Here is a 16,372-nt window from a genome sequence, read left to right on the forward strand (position 1 = left end):
CGGCCCGCGGCCTACTCGATGACGAGCACGAGGTCGCCCGCATCGACGGGACGCGCGCCCGTGAAGACGAGGCGCTGCACGGTGCCGCTGACCGGGGCGGTGATCGCGGCCTCCATCTTCATGGCCTCGATCGTCGCGACGGGCTGGCCCGCCTCGACCTGATCGCCGACCTCGACCTTCTGGGTCACGGTGCCCGAGAACGGCGCCGCGACCTGACCGGGAACCGTGCGGTCGGCCTTCTCCGCCGCGACGACCGACACGGTCACGTGCTCGTCCTTGACGAAGACCTGGCGGCCCTGACCGTTGACGCGCAGCATCACGGTGCGCATACCCTTCTCATCGGCGGCGCCGATGGCCTCGAGCGCGACGTAGAGGCGCACGCCCTTCGCGAGGTCGATGGCCCGCTCCTCGCCGGGCTCGAGCCCGTAGAGGTAGTCGACGGTCTCGAGCACCGAGAGGTCGCCGTACTGCTCGCGCGACGCCTCGAACTGCCGCGTCGGCTGCGGGAACAGCAGGCGGTTGAGCGCCGAACGGCGCTCGTCGCTCGTGCCGCCCAGCAGCTCCGCGTCCTCTTCCGAGATCGGGGCGATCGCGATGTCGACCGTGCGGCCGGCGAGCACCTTCGAGCGGAAGGGCTCGGGCCAGCCGCCGGGGATCTCGCCGAGCTCGCCGGCGAGGAAGCCGACGACCGAGTCGGGTACGTCGTACTTCTCGGGGTTCGCCTCGAAATCGGCCGGGTCGGCGTCGACCGCCGCCAGGTGCAGCGCGAGGTCGCCGACGACCTTCGACGACGGGGTCACCTTCGGGATACGGCCGAGGATGCGGTCGGACGCCGCGTACATGTCCTCGATCTTCTCGAAGTTGTCGGAGAGGCCGAGGGCGATCGCCTGCTGGCGCAGGTTCGAGAGCTGACCGCCCGGGATCTCGTGCGTGTAGACGCGGCCGGTCGGCGACGGCAGCCCCGACTCGAACGGCTTGTACAGGCTGCGCACCGAATCCCAGTACGGCTCGAGCGCGTAGACCGCCTCCTGCGACAGCCCGGTGTCGCGCTCGGTGTCGGCGAGGGCCGCGACGAGCGCCGACAGCGACGGCTGCGAGGTCGTGCCCGACATCGGCGCCGAGGCGACGTCGACCGCGTCGACGCCCGCAGCGGAGGCCGCGAGCAGCGTGGCCAGCTGGCCGCCCGGGGTGTCGTGCGTGTGCAGGTGCACCGGCAGGTCGAAGCGCTCGCGCAGTGCGGTGACGAGCTTCGTCGCGGCGGCCGGGCGCAGGAGGCCCGCCATGTCCTTGATGGCGAGCACGTGGGCGCCGGCGGCGACGATCTCGTCGGCGAGCCGCAGGTAGTAGTCGAGGTCGTACTTCGTCTCGGCCGGGTCGGCGAGGTTGCCGGTGTAGGCCATGGCGACCTCGGCGACGGCGGTGCCCGTCTCGCGCACGGCGTCGATCGCGACGCGCATCTGGTCGACGTCGTTGAGGGCGTCGAAGATGCGGAAGATGTCGATGCCGGTCTCCGCGGCCTCTTTCACGAAGGCCTGCGCGACCTTCGCGGGATACGGCGTGTAGCCGACCGTGTTCTGGCCGCGCAGCAGCATCTGGATCGGCACGTTCGGCATCGCCTCGCGCAGCTTCGCCAGACGCTCCCACGGGTCTTCGCCGAGGAAGCGCAGCGACACGTCGTAGGTGGCGCCGCCCCAGGCCTCGACCGAGAGCAGCTGCGGGGTCAGCCGTGCGACGTGCGGGGCGACCCGCACCAGGTCCTTCGTGCGCACGCGGGTCGCGAGCAGCGACTGATGCGCATCGCGGAAGGTCGTCTCGGTCACGGCGAGCGCCTTCTGCTCGCGCAGCGCACGGGCGAAGCCCTCGGGGCCGAGCTCGACGAGCTTCTCGCGGTGGCCCACCGGCACGGTCTGCGACAGGTCGACGGCCGGCAGCTTCGCGGCGGGGTCGCCGTGATTGCCGCGCTCGCCGTTCGGGCGGTTCACCGTCACACCGGCGACGTGCTGCAGAATGCGCGTCGCGCGGTCCTTCGGCTTGTTCATGGAGAGCAGCTCGGGGCGCTCCTCGATGAACGAGGTCGAGAGGTCGCCGGCGCGGAAGTCGGCGTCGGCGAGCACGGCCTGCAGGAACGGGATGTTGGTGGCCACGCCGCGGATGCGGAACTCGGCGAGCGCACGACGGGCGCGGATGACCGCGTCTTCGAAGCTGCGGCCGCGGCAGGTGAGCTTCGCGAGCATCGAGTCGAAGTGCGGGCTGATCTGCGCGCCGGTCGCGGTGGTGCCGCCGTCGAGGCGCACGCCGCCGCCGCCCGGCGAGCGGTATGCCGTGATGCGGCCGAGGTCGGGGCGGAAGCCGTTCGCCGGATCCTCGGTCGTGATGCGGCACTGCAGCGCCGCGCCGCGCAGGTGGATGTCCTCCTGGCGCAGTTCGAGCTCCTCGAGCGTTGAGCCCGAGGCGATGAGCATCTGCGCGCGCACGAGGTCGACGTCCGTGACCTCTTCGGTGACGGTGTGCTCGACCTGGATGCGGGGGTTCATCTCGATGAACACGTGCTCGCCCGAGCGCTCGCCCTCGGTGTCGAGCAGGAACTCGACGGTGCCGGCGTTCTCGTAGCCGATCGACTTCGCGAACGCGATCGCATCGGCGGTCAACTGGTCGCGCTTCTCCTGGGACAGGTTCGGCGCCGGCGCGATCTCGACGACCTTCTGGTGGCGGCGCTGCACCGAGCAGTCGCGTTCGAAGAGGTGCACCGTGGCACCGGTCTTATCGGCGAGCACCTGCACCTCGATGTGGCGGGGGCGCAGCACCGCCTGCTCGATGAACATGGTCGAGTCGCCGAAGGCGTTCTCGGCCTCGTGCATGGCCGATTCGAGTGCGTCGCGCAGGTCTTCGGCGCGCTCGACGCGGCGCATGCCGCGCCCGCCGCCGCCGGCGACGGCCTTCGCGAAGACCGGGAACCCGATCTCGGCGGCGCCCGAGACGAGGGCCTCGAGATCCTTCGACGGCGGGGTCGACTTCAGCACGGGAACGCCCGCGGCGATCGCGTGCTCCTTCGCGGCGACCTTGTTGCCGGCCATCTCGAGGGCCAGGCGGCCCGGGCCGATGAAGCGGATGCCCGCGGCCTCCGCGGCGCCCGCGAGCTCGGGGTTCTCCGAGAGGAAGCCGTAGCCCGGGTAGATGGCGTCGGCGCCCGATTCGACCGCGACGCGCACGATCTCGTCGACATCGAGGTAGGCGCGCACGGGGTGCCCCTCGGTGCCGATGAGGTACGCCTCATCGGCTTTCAGGCGGTGCAGCGAATTCCGGTCTTCGTACGGGAACACCGCGACGGTGGAAGCGCCCAGCTCATGAGCGGCGCGGAACGCTCGAATCGCGATCTCGCCACGGTTGGCGACCAGAACTTTCTTGAACATGCAGGAGTACCCCTCTGTAATCTGACCGGATCAGCGGCTGCCCAGACCGAAGAACTTTCGATATCAAGATACATGGATTCACGTGCCCACGCGCACGCCGCGGGTCACCGGTCGTCATGCTCCGCACTTCTCCAGCGATCATTCCGCGGGTATCGACTAAACTCGTGGTGTGCATGTATTGAGTGTGAGTTCCCTAAAGGGCGGCGTCGGCAAAACGACCGTGACACTTGGCCTCGCCTCGGCCGCGTTCTCCCGCGGGCTGCGGACCCTGGTGGTCGATTTCGACCCCCAGTCCGATGTCTCGACCGGGCTCGACGTGAACCCCGAGGGCCACGCGAATGTCGCGGAGGTGCTCGAGAGCCCGAAGGAGAAAACCGTTCGCGCGGCCATCGCCGAGAGCGGGTGGAACCGGTACCACGAGGGCGGCAAGATCGACCTCCTGGTCGGCAGCCCGTCGGCGATCAACTTCGACGGCCCGCACCCCTCCACCCGCGACATCTGGAAGCTGGAGGAGGCGCTCGCGATGGTCGAGTCCGAGTACGACCTCGTACTCATCGACTGCGCGCCGTCGCTGAACGCGCTCACCCGCACCGCCTGGGCCGCGAGCGACCGCGTGCTCGTCGTGTCGGAGCCCAGCCTCTTCGCGGTCGCCGCGACCGACCGCGCCCTGCGCGCGATCGAGGAGATCCGCCGCGGCGTGAGCCCCAGGCTCCAGCCCCTCGGCGTGCTGATCAACCGCACGCAGCCGAGTTCGCTCGAGCACCAGTTCCGCATCCGCGAGCTGCGCGAGATGTTCGGGCCGCTCATTCTGAACCCGCAGCTGCCCGAACGCCCGTCGCTGCAGCAGGCGCAGGGCGCCGCGAAGCCCGTGCACATGTGGCCGGGCGAGGCATCGCAGGAGATGGCGGCGAACTTCGACGCGGTGCTCGACCGGGTGCTGCGGTCGGCGGGCATGGACGCGCCGCAGGCCGGCGGGGCCGCGAGCCGCATGACGACGGTCACCGTCGACGCGGAGGCCGCCGAATAGGCGCTCCCCGTCACGGAACGAGAACGGCCCCGCAAGCTCGAAAGCTCGCGGGGCCGTTCTCGTCGGCGGGCCGTGCCCGCGAGAACTACGACGTCTTCTTCTTCGCGGAGCGGCGAGCGGCGAGCTCATCGTTCGCGGCTCCCGCCGCCTGGTCGCGATGGTCGTCCATATCGACGAGCGAAGTCTCCACCTCGCGCAGGACCTTGCCGACGGCGATGCCGAAGACGCCCTGACCGCGACTCACGAGGTCGATGACCTCGTCGTTCGAGGTGCACAGGTAGACGCTCGCCCCATCGCTCATGAGGGTCGTCTGCGAGAGGTCGCGCACGCCCGCCTCGTGCAGCTGCGCGACCGCGGTGCGGATCTGCTGCAGCGAGATTCCGGTGTCGAGCAGGCGCTTCACGAGCTTGAGCACGAGGATGTCGCGGAAGCCGTACAGGCGCTGCGACCCCGATCCCGCAGCACCGCGCACGGTCGGTTCGACGAGCCCGGTGCGGGCCCAGTAGTCGAGCTGCCGGTAGCTGATGCCCGCCGCGCGCGCAGCGGTCGCGCCCTTGAAACCGCCGTCCTGATTCGGCTTCGGCAGACCGTCGTCGAAGAGCAGGTCGGGGTCGATGGAGACCGGCTCCGGAGTACCGGGGGTCTGCTCGGGGGTCTCCATGCGGGTCCTTTCCACCGACACACGACGCGTCGAACTTCATCAACCGTACCCAGCCGGGCACCCCCGTGCAACGACCGCCGGGCTCCATCTTCCGCGTGTCGACCTCAAGTTGAACCTTAAGGTTGAATTCATGCGGAAATCGCGGTTCCCCCTACGACCCGAAGCGGCGCCGCAACACGCCGGAGCGCACCGTTTCGAGGTATCCGGCGATCTCGAGCGAGTCCTCGATGCCCGCCGGAGTGCTGCTCTTCACCCCGCGGGTCGACACCGCGTGCGCCACGAGTTCGGCCTCGCGCTCGGCCGCGACCCGCACCGCGCGCAGGTGACGCGGGGTGATCCCCCGCTCCGCGAGCTTCATGAGGGCGGTCAGCTGCGCCACGGCGTCGTGCGGGAAGACCTCGGCCGCCGGCAGCAGCCCCGCGGCGATCGACTCGCCCAGGAACCGGGCGCTCGCGCCGGTCGCGCGTCGCAGCTCGTCGCCGCTGAGCACGTGCTTCGGCACGAGCACGCTCGAGGCGCTGCGCGCGGCCGCACCGGGGATGATCGGGTCGTTGCCCGCATCGATCTCCTCCAGCACCTCCGCGATGACCTTGAGCGGCAGGTAATGGTCGCGCTGAAGCGTGAGGATCAGCCGCAGGCGCTCGATGTGCTCCTGCGAGAACTTGCGGTAGCCCGACTTCGTGCGTTCGGGGGCCACGAGGCCCTGCTCTTCGAGAAAGCGCAGCTTCGACGGGGTGACGTCGGCGAAGTCGTCTTGCAGCCGGGCGAGCACCTGCCCGATGCTGAGCAGGTGGGAGGACTCGGGGCGCGCGTTTGCCGCCGCCACGTCAGCCCTCGGCGGAGAGGTCGAAGCGCGAACCGAAGAAGGTGAAGCGGAACTTGCCGACCTGCACTTCCATTCCGTCGCGGAGCACGAGCTCGCCGTCGATGCGTTCGCCGTCGCAGTAGGTGCCGTTGAGCGAGCCGAGGTCGACGACGCTGAACTGCGTGCCCGCACGGCGGAACTCGGCGTGCTTGCGCGACACCGTCACGTCGTCGAGGAAGATGTCGACGGCCGGGTGGCGACCCGCGACGGTGATGTCCCGGTCGAGCAGGAAGCGCGCGCCCTGATCGGGGCCGCGTCGCACCACCAGCAGCGCTGCGCCCGAGGGCAGCGCCTCGACGGCCTCGCGCTCGTCGACCGAGAGATCGGTCGCACGGGCGCGGATCATCGCGCCGAGATCGTCACGGAACTGCTGGGTGGCCCGCACCTCGGTATCGTCTGCGCGACGGGCTCGGTTCTCGGCGTCCAATTTCTCACCATTCCCTCTGCTCGTGCTGGCGCTGGACCGTTCGGTCCGTGCCTCTACGCTAGCGCAGGCAGGGCCGGCAGCGCACCTTCTCGCACTCATCCGCCCGTTTCTCACGGCCTCCGCTCATGGGACTCAAGGAACTCGTACACCTCGTGCGTATCGACGCCCGGGAAAGTACCCGTCGGCAGTGCGGCGAGCAGACTGGTCGGGGTCGCCGCCTCGGGCCAGGCCGCCGCCGACCACTTGCGCGTCAGCGTGCTCGAGGCGCGACGGCAGCAGGCGTCATCGGGGCAGTCGGACTTGCTGCGATGCGACGTCTCCCGGCCGCGGAACCACTTCACATCCTCGAAACGCACGCCGACGCTCACCGAATACAGCCCCTCCTTCGCCTTCTCGACGCGCGAGGTGCACCAGTAGGTGCCGCCCGACGCCATGTCGGTGTACTGGTACCACGGGTTGAAGCGGTCGGGCTGCGTGAAGATGGTACGGGCCGTCCAGTTGCGGCACACCGTCGCGCCCTCGAGATTGCCGAGCGCGTCGGAGGGGAAGCGCACGCCGTCGTTCTCGTACGCCTTGATGAGCGTGCCCGACTCGTGCGCCTTCATGAAGTGCACCGGCAGCCCCAGATGCTCGGTGGCGAGGTTCGTGAAGCGGTGCGCGGCCATCTCGTACGACACCGCGAATGCATCGCGCAGATCCTCCATCGAGATACGCCGCTGCTGCTTCGCCTCGGCGAGCATCTCGACGGCAGCGGCCTCGGGCACGAGCACGGCGCCCGCCAGGTAGTTGATCTCCACGCGCTGGCGCAGGAAGTCCCGGTAGTTGCGCGGCTCCTCGTGCCCGAACACGATGCTGGCGAGCGCGCGCACGATCGGGGCGCGCGCGTCGCGCGACGGCAGATTGCTGTTCAGGTAGATGCGGCCGTTGCGGCGATCGATCACCGAACGCGTCGAATGCGGCACGTCGGGCACGTAGTGCAGCTGGAAGCCGAGGCGCTCGGCGATGCCCGCGACGGCCTGCTGCGACACCGGGCCGCCGGTGTAGCCGACGCCCGCGAGCAGTTCGGAGGCCTCGCGGTCGAGATGAGCGAAGTAATTGTTCGCGGCGCGCATCTCCTCGCGCAGCTCGGTGTTGGCGCGACGGGCCTCCTCCGGCGTCGCCGCTCGCTCGCTGTGCAGCCGCTCCACCTCCTGGTGCAGGCCCAGGATGGCGTTGAGGGTCTCGTCGCTCGTCGCCTTCGACACGCGGATGGGGTCGATGCCGAGCGAGCGGAACACCGCGCCGCGCTGCGCGCGCTCCACCGCGATCTCGAGCGCCGCCCGCTTGCTCGGAGCCTCGTCGATCAGCAGTTCGTCGACGGTCGAATCGAGCGCCTGGGCCAGTGCGCGCAGCAGCGGCAGTCGCGGCTCGCGCTTGCCGTTCTCGATCGCGGAGAGCTGCGAGGGAGCGCGATCCACCGCCTGCGCCAGCTGCTCGAGCTTCATGCCGAGCGCGAGCCGGCGCTCGCGGATGCGCCGGCCGAGCGTCAGCGCATCGCCGGGTTCTTCTGCGGCACGGAGGTCAGCATCGGTCATCGTCATGCTCACCATGCTGCCAGATGCCGATTCTTTCGACAAGCAGAAAAAACTGACTTCTTCACCCTCGATATCGACCTGCTCAGCAGTTCGGAGGCCTTCAAGATAGAACCACACCGAAACCGCGCCCCTCACGGCCCGAACCTCATGGAGGCATCATGAACCCGCTCACTGCCACCGCAGCCCCGCCCACCGCGACGGGCGCTCGCGTCGAGGTCCTCGGCGCCGCCTTCGACCGCAGCGACGAGATCCTCACCCCCGAGGCCCTGCAGTTCGTCGCCGAACTGCACCGCCGCTTCGGCAGCCGGCGCTACGACCGCCTCGCCGACCGCCAGCGCCGCCGCTACGAGGTCGGCAACGGCAGCGATCCGGTGTTCCGCGAGGACACCCGTCATATCCGCGAGGACGCGGATTGGCGCGTCGCTCTCCCGGCACCGGGGCTCGAGGATCGCCGCGTCGAGATCACCGGCCCGACCGACCCCTGTTCGAGCGTCGACGCCCTGAACTCGGGCGCGAAGGTCTGGCTCGCAGACCTCGAGGATGCGACGAGCCCGACCTGGCGCAACATCATCGGCGGCCAGATCTCGCTCTACGACGCGGTGCGCGACCAGCTCGTGTGCACCGGCGCCGACGGCGGGACCCGCCGGGTGACGGCCGAGCGCACGCCGACGATCGTGATGCGCCCCCGGGGCTGGCACCTGAGCGAGCGCCACATCCGCTTCGTCGACGACCGCGGCCAGGCCGGTTCGGCCTCGGGCAGCCTCTTCGACTTCGGCCTCTACGCCTTCCACAATGCGCGCGAGCTCGTCGCCCGCGGCCGCGGCCCCTACTTCTACATCGCGAAGATCGAGTCGAGCGAGGAGGCCCGCCTCTGGAACGACGTCTTCGCCTGGACCGAGGAGGCGCTCGGGCTCGAGCACGGCACCATCCGCGCGACGGTCTTCATCGAGACGCTGCCCGCCGCGTTCGAGATGGAGGAGATCCTGTACGTGATGCGCGATCACATCGCGGGTCTGAACGCCGGCCGCTGGGACTACCTCTTCTCGATCATCAAGAACTACCGCGGCCGCGGCGCCCGCTTCGTACTCCCCGACCGCAACGAGGTCGCGATGACGGTGCCCTTCATGAAGGCCTACACCGAGCTGCTCGTACGCACCTGCCACAAGCGCGGCGCCTTCGCGATCGGCGGCATGAGCGCCTTCGTGCCGAACACCGAGCACCCCGAGGCGACCGCCGAGGCCGAGGAGCTGATGCGGGCGGACAAGCGCCGCGAGGCCTACGACGGCTTCGACGGCACCTGGGTCGCCCATCCGGGCCTCATCCCGATCGCGCAGGAGGAGTTCGACGCCGTGCTCGGCGAGCGCAGCAACCAGCTCGACAGGCTGCGCGAGGACGTCGAGGTCACGGCATCGCAGCTGCTCGACGTGCGCATCGGCCGCGGCATCACCGAGGCCGGCATCCGCTGCAACATCACGGCGACGCTCCGCTACGTCGAGGCCTGGCTGCGGGGCCAGGGATCGGTCGTCATCGACGGCATCGTCGAGGACGCATCGGCGGCCGAGATCAGCCGTTCGCAGATCTGGCAGTGGATCCACCAGGATCAGACCACCTTCGACGGCCAGCCCATCACCCGCGAGCGCGTCGAGACCCTGCTGCACGAGACGCTCGGCGAGGTCGAGCGCTTCGCGGGCGACCGCTACGACGATGCGGCGCAGATCTTCACCGAGAACGCGCTCGGCAGCGACTTCCCGCCGTTCTTCACGGTGCACGCCTACGACCGCTACCTCGTCGAGGGGTAGACCCCGATTCGAATGCGGCGGCCGGTCGGAGTCCCTCCGATCGGCCGCCGCTTCGTCGGGTGCGCGGCCGCGGCTCGGCTGCGCCGCTACTCGGTGTCGACGGGTCCGTCACCGCCCCGCGCCCGGCGGATCGCGGGCTCGAGCTCGTCGATCACGAGCGATTCGTCATCGAGCTGCCCCGTGCGGTAGGCGGCGCGCCCCACCATGTGAGCGGCGACCGGCGCCGTGAGCGACTGGAAGACGAATACCGGAATCAGCGCGAAGAGCGTGGTGAACGAGCGCTGGTCGAAGGCGATTCCCGCGATGATGAGCAGCAGGCCGAAGACCTGCGGCTTCGTCGCGGCGTGCAGGCGGCTCAGCACGTCGGGAAAGCGGAGCAGGCCGATCCCTGCAGCGACCGAGAGGGCTGCGGCCCCGACCACGCAGATGATCGCCGCGACATCGAACAGCTGCTCAGACATGCCCCACCCCCCGACCCGGGCCGCGACGTTCCTCCTGCTCGGCCCGCCGCTTCACGTAGCGCGCCACCACGATGGTCGCGAGCGTCGCCGTCGCCGCGATCACGGTCATGAGCGGGATGCTCGCCGTGTGGCCGCGCACGATCATGTCGGTGCCGACCGCGAGCATCAGCGTCGTCAGCAGCACGTCCGAGGCGACCATGCGGTCGAGGATCGTCGGGCCGCGCACGATGCGCACCAGCGCCGCGAGCGCCGTCACCGTGAACCCGGCCCCCGCCGCGATCACCAGGACCGTCATCGTCGTGCTCATCGCCACCGCTCCACTTCCCTCGCCGAACCGACCGTCAGGGTGATCAGCCGTTCGATCTTCGCGACCGTCTCGCGCATGATCCGGATCTCGCGCTGGGTCGGCGTGTTCAGCACGTGCAGGTACAGCGTCGACGCGAACCGGTCGACCTCGGCGACGAGGGAGCCCGGGATGAGCGAGATCGTGAGCCCGACCATCGTGATGATGAAGTCGGATCGGGTGCGCAGCCGCACCGCGATGATCGCGGTCCGCGGCGGCGCGCCGGGGCGCACGGAGAGCCAGGCGACCTGCCACGACGCGATCATCAGGTGCCAGAAGAAGTAGCCGAGGTACTGCAGCGCGCGCCACGGGTTGAAGCGATCGGCGAGCCACGCGGGCGGCAGGTAGAACACGCGCATTGCGACGATCGAGACGATGAGTCCGCTCACGACCGACATCGGCGTGATCTCGCGCCACAGCATCGTCCACAGCAGGATGAGGCCCACGAGGAGCGGGAGCTCGTGCAGGCGCACGCCCCATTCGATGCGCTTCGCCGAGCGCGGCGCCTCGGCGCGATCGTGCTCACTCATGCGGCACCTCCCCACCGGGATGGGTGTCGCCGCTGCCGCCGCCGGGACTGCCGGCGGGCGATTCGCCGAGCACCGAGACCACGAGCCCCTCGGGCGCGGCGAGCTCGTCGCCCGCGCGCCAGGAGTACGCCATCAGCGGGCCCGCGAAGACCGTCAGGGCGATGCTCACCGCGATCATGCCGGCGGTCGCCCCGGTCATGAGGCGGGGAATCTCCTTCTGCTCCTGCTGCGGCCGCTCGTGCGGCGCATTGTGCAGCTGCTCGAGCATCGCCTCCTCGCGCTCGCGCAGCATGACCGCCTCGGCGCTGAGCGCCGGCACTGCGCCGGTGCTGCCCGCGCCGTCGACCGGTTCGACCCGCTTGCGCGGGCGCCAGAACGCGAGCACCCAGGCGCGGGCCAGCGCGTAAAGGGTGAGCAGCGACACGAGCGCGCCGACGCCCATCAGCCAGTAGGCGCCCGGCGAAGCGAGCTCGGCGGCCACGGTGAACAGGCCGACCTTGCCGAGGAAGCCCGAGAACGGCGGAATGCCGCCGAGATTGAGCATCGGGATGAAGAAGAGCACGGCGATCACGGGCGCGCGCCGCATCATGCCTCCGAGCTCCGAGAGCGACGTCGTACCGCCGTTGCGCTCGATGAGGCCGACCGCGAGGAAGAGGGTGGTCTGCACGATGATGTGGTGCGCGATGTAATAGACCGTCGCTCCGAAACCGGCCGCGTTCGCCATCGCGATGCCGAAGATCATGTAGCCGATATGGCTGATGAGGGTGAACGAGAGCAGACGTTTGATGTCGAGCTGCGACACCGCCCCGAGGATGCCGACGACAAGGGTGAGGCCGGCGATCACGAAGAGCAGCCCGTCGACGCTCGAATGCGGGAAGAGCCCGGTCTGCGTGCGGATGATCGCGTAGACGCCGACCTTCGTCAGGATGCCGGCGAACACCGCGGTCACGGGCGCGGGCGCGGTCGGATAGGAGTCGGGCAGCCAGAATGAGAGCGGGAAGACCGCGGCCTTGATGCCGAAGGCGATGAGCAGCGCGAGGTTCAGCAGCAGCTGCACGTCGGCCGGCAGCTCGGCGATGCGCAGGGTCAGCTGCGCCATGTTCACGGTGCCGGTCGCGCCGTAGATGAAAGCGATCGCGGCGAGGAAGAGCACGGAGGAGACGAGCGAGACGACCACGTAGGTGATGCCGGCGCGGATGCGGTGCGCCGTGCCGCTCAGGGTGATCAGCACGTAGCTCGAGACGAGCAGGATCTCGAAGCCGACGTAGAGGTTGAAGAGGTCGCCCGCGATGAAGGCGTTGAAGACGCCCGCGCCGAGCACCAGGTAGGTCGGGTAGTAGATCGACACCGGGGTATCGTCATCGCCGTCGGCGAGGCCCTGGCCGAGCGAGAACAGGAAGACGCCGAGCAGCACCACCGATGAGACCGCGAGCATGAGCGCCGAGACCCGGTCGATGACGAGCGCGATCCCGAAGGGCGCCGCCCACCCGCCGACCTCCATCACGAGGGTGCCGTGGGCGTCGACGAGCCACATGTAGACGCCGCTGAGCACGACGGTCGCTACCAGCACGACGAGCGTGAGCGCCTGCTGCAGCCGCCGGTAGCCGGGCAGCGCGAGGGTCAGCGCGGCGCCGGCGAGCGGCAGCAGCACGACGAGGGGAACCAGTGCGATCATCGCGCTCCTTCCTCTCCCGCAGGCGCGGCCGCGGTCCCGGAGGCGTCGGCCGCTCGATCGGCGCCATCGTCGTCCTCGTCGTCGGGCCCGTCGTCGTCGGCGAACTCGTCCGCCTCCTCGAGGTCTTCATCGGTGACCTCGATGGTCGTGAGCGCCTCGGTCGTGGCGATCTCGAGGTCGGCCTCGTCGTCGAGCACGGCGTCGTCGCGGTCGTGCGCGAGGCGCCACGAGCGGTAGATGAGGGCGAGCAGGAAGGCGCTCACGCCGAAGGTGATGACGATCGCGGTCAGGATGAACGCCTGCGGCAGCGGGTCGCTCATGTCGTCGGGCGACGTCGCCCCCGCGATCGGCGCGTCGCCGAAGCTGCCGCTCATGAGGAAGATGAGCAGGTTCGTGGCGTTGCCGACGAGCAGGAAGCCGAGCAGCAGACGCGTGAGCGTACGGTCGAGCATGAGATAGATTCCGACGGTGTAGAGCACCACCATCGCGATGACCAGGATCAACGGCATCGTCATGGCGTCTTCACCTCCTCTTCTTCGAAGCCCGCCGCCTCGGCTTCGGCATGCTCGTCGATCTCGACTCCGAGGCTGCGCAGCACATCGAGCACGAGCGCGAACACGACGAGGTAGACGCCGATGTCGAAGAGCGTCGAGGTGACGAAGGGCAGGGATCCGAAGGGACCGAGGTCGACGTCGACCCAGGCCGAGGCGAGGGCGGACTGCCCGAAGAAGAGCGGCAGGATGCCCATCGTCACGGCGAGCGCGAGCCCCATGCCGAGGATGCGGCCGGCATCGAGCGGAACGGTCGCCCCGAGCTCGTGCCGTCCGCCGGCGAGGTAGCGGGCGACGAGGGCGAGGCCCGCGACGAGGCCGCCGGCGAAGCCGCCGCCCGGGGCGTTGTGGCCGGCGAGCAGCAGGTAGATCGACAGGATGATCAGGCCGTGGAAGATGAGGCGCACGACCACTTCGAGGATGATCGAGCGGCGCGACGGGTCGAGGTGCGGGCCGGCGAGCAGCCACGACCCGCGGCTCGTCGGGTCCTCGGGATCGGCGACGCGCAGCAGGTGCTCCTGCGCCTGCGAGCGTGCCGCGCGCCGGCTGATCATGGGGCGCAGATCGGCGCGGGTGCGCAGGAACACGAGCGAGGCGACGCCGGTCGCCGCGGCGACGATCACCGAGAGCTCGCCCATGGTGTCCCAGGCGCGGATATCGACGAGCATCACGTTGACGACGTTCTCTCCGTGACCGCCGTTCACCGCGAGCGCCGGCAGCTGCAGCGAGATCGGGTCGGCGACGCGCGAGCCGAGGGCGACGAGGGCGACGCAGCCGAGCACGAGACCGACCGAGAGGCCGAGCAGCAGTCGGAGCCAGCGCACGCGCCTGGTCGCGCGGAGTTCGAGTTTCTTGGGCAGGCGCCTGATGACGAGGACGAAGGCGATGAGCGTCACCGTTTCGACGAGCACCTGCGTGAGGGCCAGGTCGGGGGCGCCGTGGGTGGCGAAGACCGCGGCCATGCCGTAGCCGGTGATGCCGACGAGCACGACGGCGTGGAATCGGGTGTCGGCGCGCAGGGCGAAGATCGCGGCGAGGATCATGATGGCGGCGATCGGCCACTCGATGAGCGACTCCGCGAACACGATCTCCTCGGGCCACATGGGGGTCGCGAGCACGGACCCGCCGAGCGCGAGCACCACGACGATGAGGATGACGGCGAGGTAGAACGGCAGCGATCCGCGCTGCGTCAGCGAGGTGAGCCGCACCGCAACGATGTCGATCCAATGGGTGACCACCCAGTAGGCGTGCGACGCCGAGTAGCGTTCGGGCAGGGTCGGGAACATGCGGCCCCGCCTGACGGAGACGAGGGCGATGACGCTGCCGAGCGCCAGCACGGCGAGCGAGCACCAGAGCGCCGGGGTGAACCCGTGCCAGAGCGCTAGATGCTCGGTGGCGGGCCCGGCGAACGCGGTCTGAAGGTATCGGTCGACGGCCGGCGCGGCCACGCCCCCGGCGAGCGCCAGGAGGGAGAAGACGAACGGAGCCGCTCCGATGCTCCAGCCGGGCGGGTGCACGAACGAGCATTCGACGACGCCGGGCTTGCGGGCGAAGGCGCCCCAGAGGAGGCGCCCCATGTATGCCACCGTGAGCATACTGCCGACGAACACGACTGCGAAGGCAGCATATGCGATCGGGTGATCCGCCCCGATCGCGAGGAGCTCGGTGAAGGCGGCCTCTTTCGCGACGAAGCCCATGAGGGGCGGGAAGCCGGCCATCGACAGGGCGGCCGCGGTCGTGACGACCGCGAGCGCCGGCATCTTGCGCCCGAGCCCGCTGAGGCGGCGCAGATCGCGCGTGCCCGTCGAGTGGTCGATGATGCCGACGGCGAGGAACAGCGGGGCCTTCGCGACCGCATGCGCGAGCAGCAGCGCGAGCCCGGCGAAGCTGGCGCGGGGGTCGCCGACGCCGAAGACCATGATGAGCAGGCCGAGCTGGCTGACGGTGCCGTGGGCGACGATCAGTTTGATGTCGTACTGCTTCAGCGCGCGCACGCCGCCGTGGAGCATCGTGATCGCGCCGAGCACGACGAGGGTTTCGCGGAAACCGGGCACGTCGGCGAACCCGGGCGAGATGCGCGCGATCAGGTAGACGCCGGCCTTCACCATCGCCGCGGCGTGCAGGTAGGCGCTGACCGGGGTCGGCGCCGCCATGGCGCCCGGCAACCAGAAGCTGAAGGGGAATATGGCGGATTTCGAGAGCGCTCCGGCGAGGAGCAGGTAGACCGCGACCGTCGCGAGCGTCCCACGCGGCGGTGCGGCGACGATCTCCGAGAGCAGTGAAGTACCCGCGGCCTGGGTGAGCAGCACGAAGCCGACGAGCATCGCGAGGCCGCCGAGCGTCGTCACCATCAACGCCTGGAGCGCCGCCGCGTTCGCAGTGCGGAGGCGGATCGCGTGCCCGATCAGCAGGAAGGAGAAGACGGTCGTCGCTTCCCAGAAGATGAAGAGCAGATAGACGTCGTCGGCGAGCACGAGCCCGAGCATCGAGGTCGCGAAGCCCATGAAGACGGCCCCGAACCGAGCGAGGCCGACCTCGCCGTCTTCGAAGTAGTGCGTGCAGTAGAGCAGCACGAGTGCGCCCGCCCCGGTGACGAGCAGTGCGAAGATCGCGGAGAGCGGGTCGAGCCGCAGGGTCAGCGTGAGATGCAGTTCCGGCACCCACGGGATGGCCTCGACCAATGTCTCCCCGCCGAAGACCCGGCCGACGAGCCCGAGGAGCACGATGAAGCAGCCGGCCATCAGTGCCGCGAGGCCGATGAAGACGCGCCGGCCGTAGCGGCGCATCACCGGGTGCACGATGATCGAAACGGTCGCGAGGACGAGAAGGACTCCCATCATCGCACTCAAATGCATCTCGCTCCCGCTCGGTGGCACTTCTGTTGAGTTTATCGGAAATCCGCACTCCCCCGCTGAGTGTCGCGGGCCGGAAGCCGATCAGTTCCACCGGCCGCGCAGGGAGCAATATACGCGTGCGGGAATCGGGGCAGAAATAAGAAAAGCCCCGGGAAGGACGGTCTGTGGACCTCCCCTCCCAGGGCTTCTCCGTG

General features: G+C 69.6%; 13 protein-coding genes. 2 read left to right on the forward strand and 11 right to left on the reverse strand.

The features are described 5' to 3' along the window. Positions 1-11: 11 nt before the first annotated feature. On the reverse strand, positions 12-3,410 hold the full coding sequence (locus NHL51_RS12000) for a pyruvate carboxylase (RefSeq protein WP_434144082.1): 3,399 nt from the start codon (positions 3,408-3,410) through the stop codon (positions 12-14). A 184-nt stretch (positions 3,411-3,594) separates the two neighbouring features. Here NHL51_RS12000 and NHL51_RS12005 point away from each other — a divergent pair, with 184 nt between their 5' ends. Beyond that, positions 3,595-4,437, forward strand: coding sequence for a ParA family protein (locus NHL51_RS12005; RefSeq protein WP_434144084.1), 843 nt, complete (start codon positions 3,595-3,597; stop codon positions 4,435-4,437). Positions 4,438-4,522: 85 nt separating this feature from the next. Here NHL51_RS12005 and NHL51_RS12010 read toward each other — a convergent pair whose 3' ends face one another. The 4 genes from NHL51_RS12010 to NHL51_RS12025 all read right to left on the reverse strand — a co-directional run bounded on the left by NHL51_RS12010 (position 4,523) and on the right by NHL51_RS12025 (position 7,979). Then, entirely contained in the window at positions 4,523-5,098 is a 576-nt protein-coding gene (locus tag NHL51_RS12010) for a MerR family transcriptional regulator (protein ID WP_434144086.1), read from the reverse strand. 151 nt (positions 5,099-5,249) lie between these two features. Further along, positions 5,250-5,924 carry a transcriptional regulator FtsR gene (ftsR, locus tag NHL51_RS12015; protein ID WP_434144088.1) on the reverse strand — a complete coding sequence of 225 codons (675 nt, stop codon included), beginning with the start codon at positions 5,922-5,924 and terminating at the stop codon, positions 5,250-5,252. Position 5,925: 1 nt separating this feature from the next. Continuing rightward, complete coding sequence (locus NHL51_RS12020; protein WP_434144090.1) at positions 5,926-6,390, reverse strand: FHA domain-containing protein; 465 nt, start codon at positions 6,388-6,390, stop codon at positions 5,926-5,928. 110 nt (positions 6,391-6,500) lie between these two features. Next, positions 6,501-7,979 carry a helix-turn-helix domain-containing protein gene (locus NHL51_RS12025; RefSeq protein ID WP_434144092.1) on the reverse strand — a complete coding sequence of 493 codons (1,479 nt, stop codon included), beginning with the start codon at positions 7,977-7,979 and terminating at the stop codon, positions 6,501-6,503. A 143-nt stretch (positions 7,980-8,122) separates the two neighbouring features. Here NHL51_RS12025 and aceB point away from each other — a divergent pair, with 143 nt between their 5' ends. Further along, complete coding sequence (gene aceB, locus NHL51_RS12030) at positions 8,123-9,763, forward strand: malate synthase A (protein ID WP_434144094.1); 1,641 nt, start codon at positions 8,123-8,125, stop codon at positions 9,761-9,763. A gap of 86 nt (positions 9,764-9,849) precedes the next feature. On the opposite strand, the gene mnhG is transcribed toward aceB, so the two are convergent. From mnhG to NHL51_RS12060, 6 genes are read right to left on the reverse strand one after another with little or no spacing between them, the layout of a single operon-like run. After that, positions 9,850-10,224, reverse strand: a complete 375-nt coding sequence (gene mnhG / locus NHL51_RS12035; RefSeq protein ID WP_434144096.1) for a monovalent cation/H(+) antiporter subunit G — start codon at positions 10,222-10,224, stop codon at positions 9,850-9,852. Beyond that, the gene (locus NHL51_RS12040) at positions 10,217-10,531 is read right to left on the reverse strand and encodes a monovalent cation/H+ antiporter complex subunit F (RefSeq protein ID WP_434144098.1); all 315 of its coding nucleotides are present in this window, start codon (positions 10,529-10,531) and stop codon (positions 10,217-10,219) included. Before NHL51_RS12040 ends, mnhG begins: the two co-directional genes overlap by 8 nt. Next, positions 10,528-11,097, reverse strand: coding sequence for a Na+/H+ antiporter subunit E (locus tag NHL51_RS12045; RefSeq protein ID WP_434144100.1), 570 nt, complete (start codon positions 11,095-11,097; stop codon positions 10,528-10,530). The genes NHL51_RS12040 and NHL51_RS12045 overlap by 4 nt, the downstream gene beginning before the upstream one ends. Beyond that, positions 11,090-12,772: a Na+/H+ antiporter subunit D gene (locus NHL51_RS12050; RefSeq protein ID WP_434144102.1), complete on the reverse strand. Its 1,683-nt coding sequence runs from the start codon at positions 12,770-12,772 to the stop codon at positions 11,090-11,092. The genes NHL51_RS12045 and NHL51_RS12050 overlap by 8 nt, the downstream gene beginning before the upstream one ends. Next, positions 12,769-13,287: a Na(+)/H(+) antiporter subunit C gene (locus NHL51_RS12055; RefSeq protein ID WP_434144105.1), complete on the reverse strand. Its 519-nt coding sequence runs from the start codon at positions 13,285-13,287 to the stop codon at positions 12,769-12,771. Before NHL51_RS12055 ends, NHL51_RS12050 begins: the two co-directional genes overlap by 4 nt. Continuing rightward, complete coding sequence (locus NHL51_RS12060) at positions 13,284-16,160, reverse strand: Na+/H+ antiporter subunit A (RefSeq protein ID WP_434144107.1); 2,877 nt, start codon at positions 16,158-16,160, stop codon at positions 13,284-13,286. The genes NHL51_RS12055 and NHL51_RS12060 overlap by 4 nt, the downstream gene beginning before the upstream one ends. Positions 16,161-16,372: the final 212 nt, after the last annotated feature.

Origin of the sequence: Leucobacter sp. gxy201, assembly GCF_051043335.1 — a bacterium.
GTDB lineage: Bacteria > Actinomycetota > Actinomycetes > Actinomycetales > Microbacteriaceae > Leucobacter.

What these genes read in the sequence shown, in the direction of transcription:
- NHL51_RS12000 (WP_434144082.1), bottom strand. Translation starts at nt 3,410, where the DNA reads ATGTTCAAGAAAGTTCTGGTCGCCAACCGTGGCGAGATCGCGATTCGA.
- NHL51_RS12010 (WP_434144086.1), bottom strand. Translation starts at nt 5,098, where the DNA reads ATGGAGACCCCCGAGCAGACCCCCGGTACTCCGGAGCCGGTCTCCATC.
- NHL51_RS12025 (WP_434144092.1), bottom strand. Translation starts at nt 7,979, where the DNA reads ATGGTGAGCATGACGATGACCGATGCTGACCTCCGTGCCGCAGAAGAA.
- aceB (WP_434144094.1), top strand. Translation starts at nt 8,123, where the DNA reads ATGAACCCGCTCACTGCCACCGCAGCCCCGCCCACCGCGACGGGCGCT.
- mnhG (WP_434144096.1), bottom strand. Translation starts at nt 10,224, where the DNA reads ATGTCTGAGCAGCTGTTCGATGTCGCGGCGATCATCTGCGTGGTCGGG.
- NHL51_RS12040 (WP_434144098.1), bottom strand. Translation starts at nt 10,531, where the DNA reads ATGAGCACGACGATGACGGTCCTGGTGATCGCGGCGGGGGCCGGGTTC.
- NHL51_RS12045 (WP_434144100.1), bottom strand. Translation starts at nt 11,097, where the DNA reads ATGAGTGAGCACGATCGCGCCGAGGCGCCGCGCTCGGCGAAGCGCATC.
- NHL51_RS12050 (WP_434144102.1), bottom strand. Translation starts at nt 12,772, where the DNA reads ATGATCGCACTGGTTCCCCTCGTCGTGCTGCTGCCGCTCGCCGGCGCC.
- NHL51_RS12055 (WP_434144105.1), bottom strand. Translation starts at nt 13,287, where the DNA reads ATGACGATGCCGTTGATCCTGGTCATCGCGATGGTGGTGCTCTACACC.
- NHL51_RS12060 (WP_434144107.1), bottom strand. Translation starts at nt 16,160, where the DNA reads ATGGGAGTCCTTCTCGTCCTCGCGACCGTTTCGATCATCGTGCACCCG.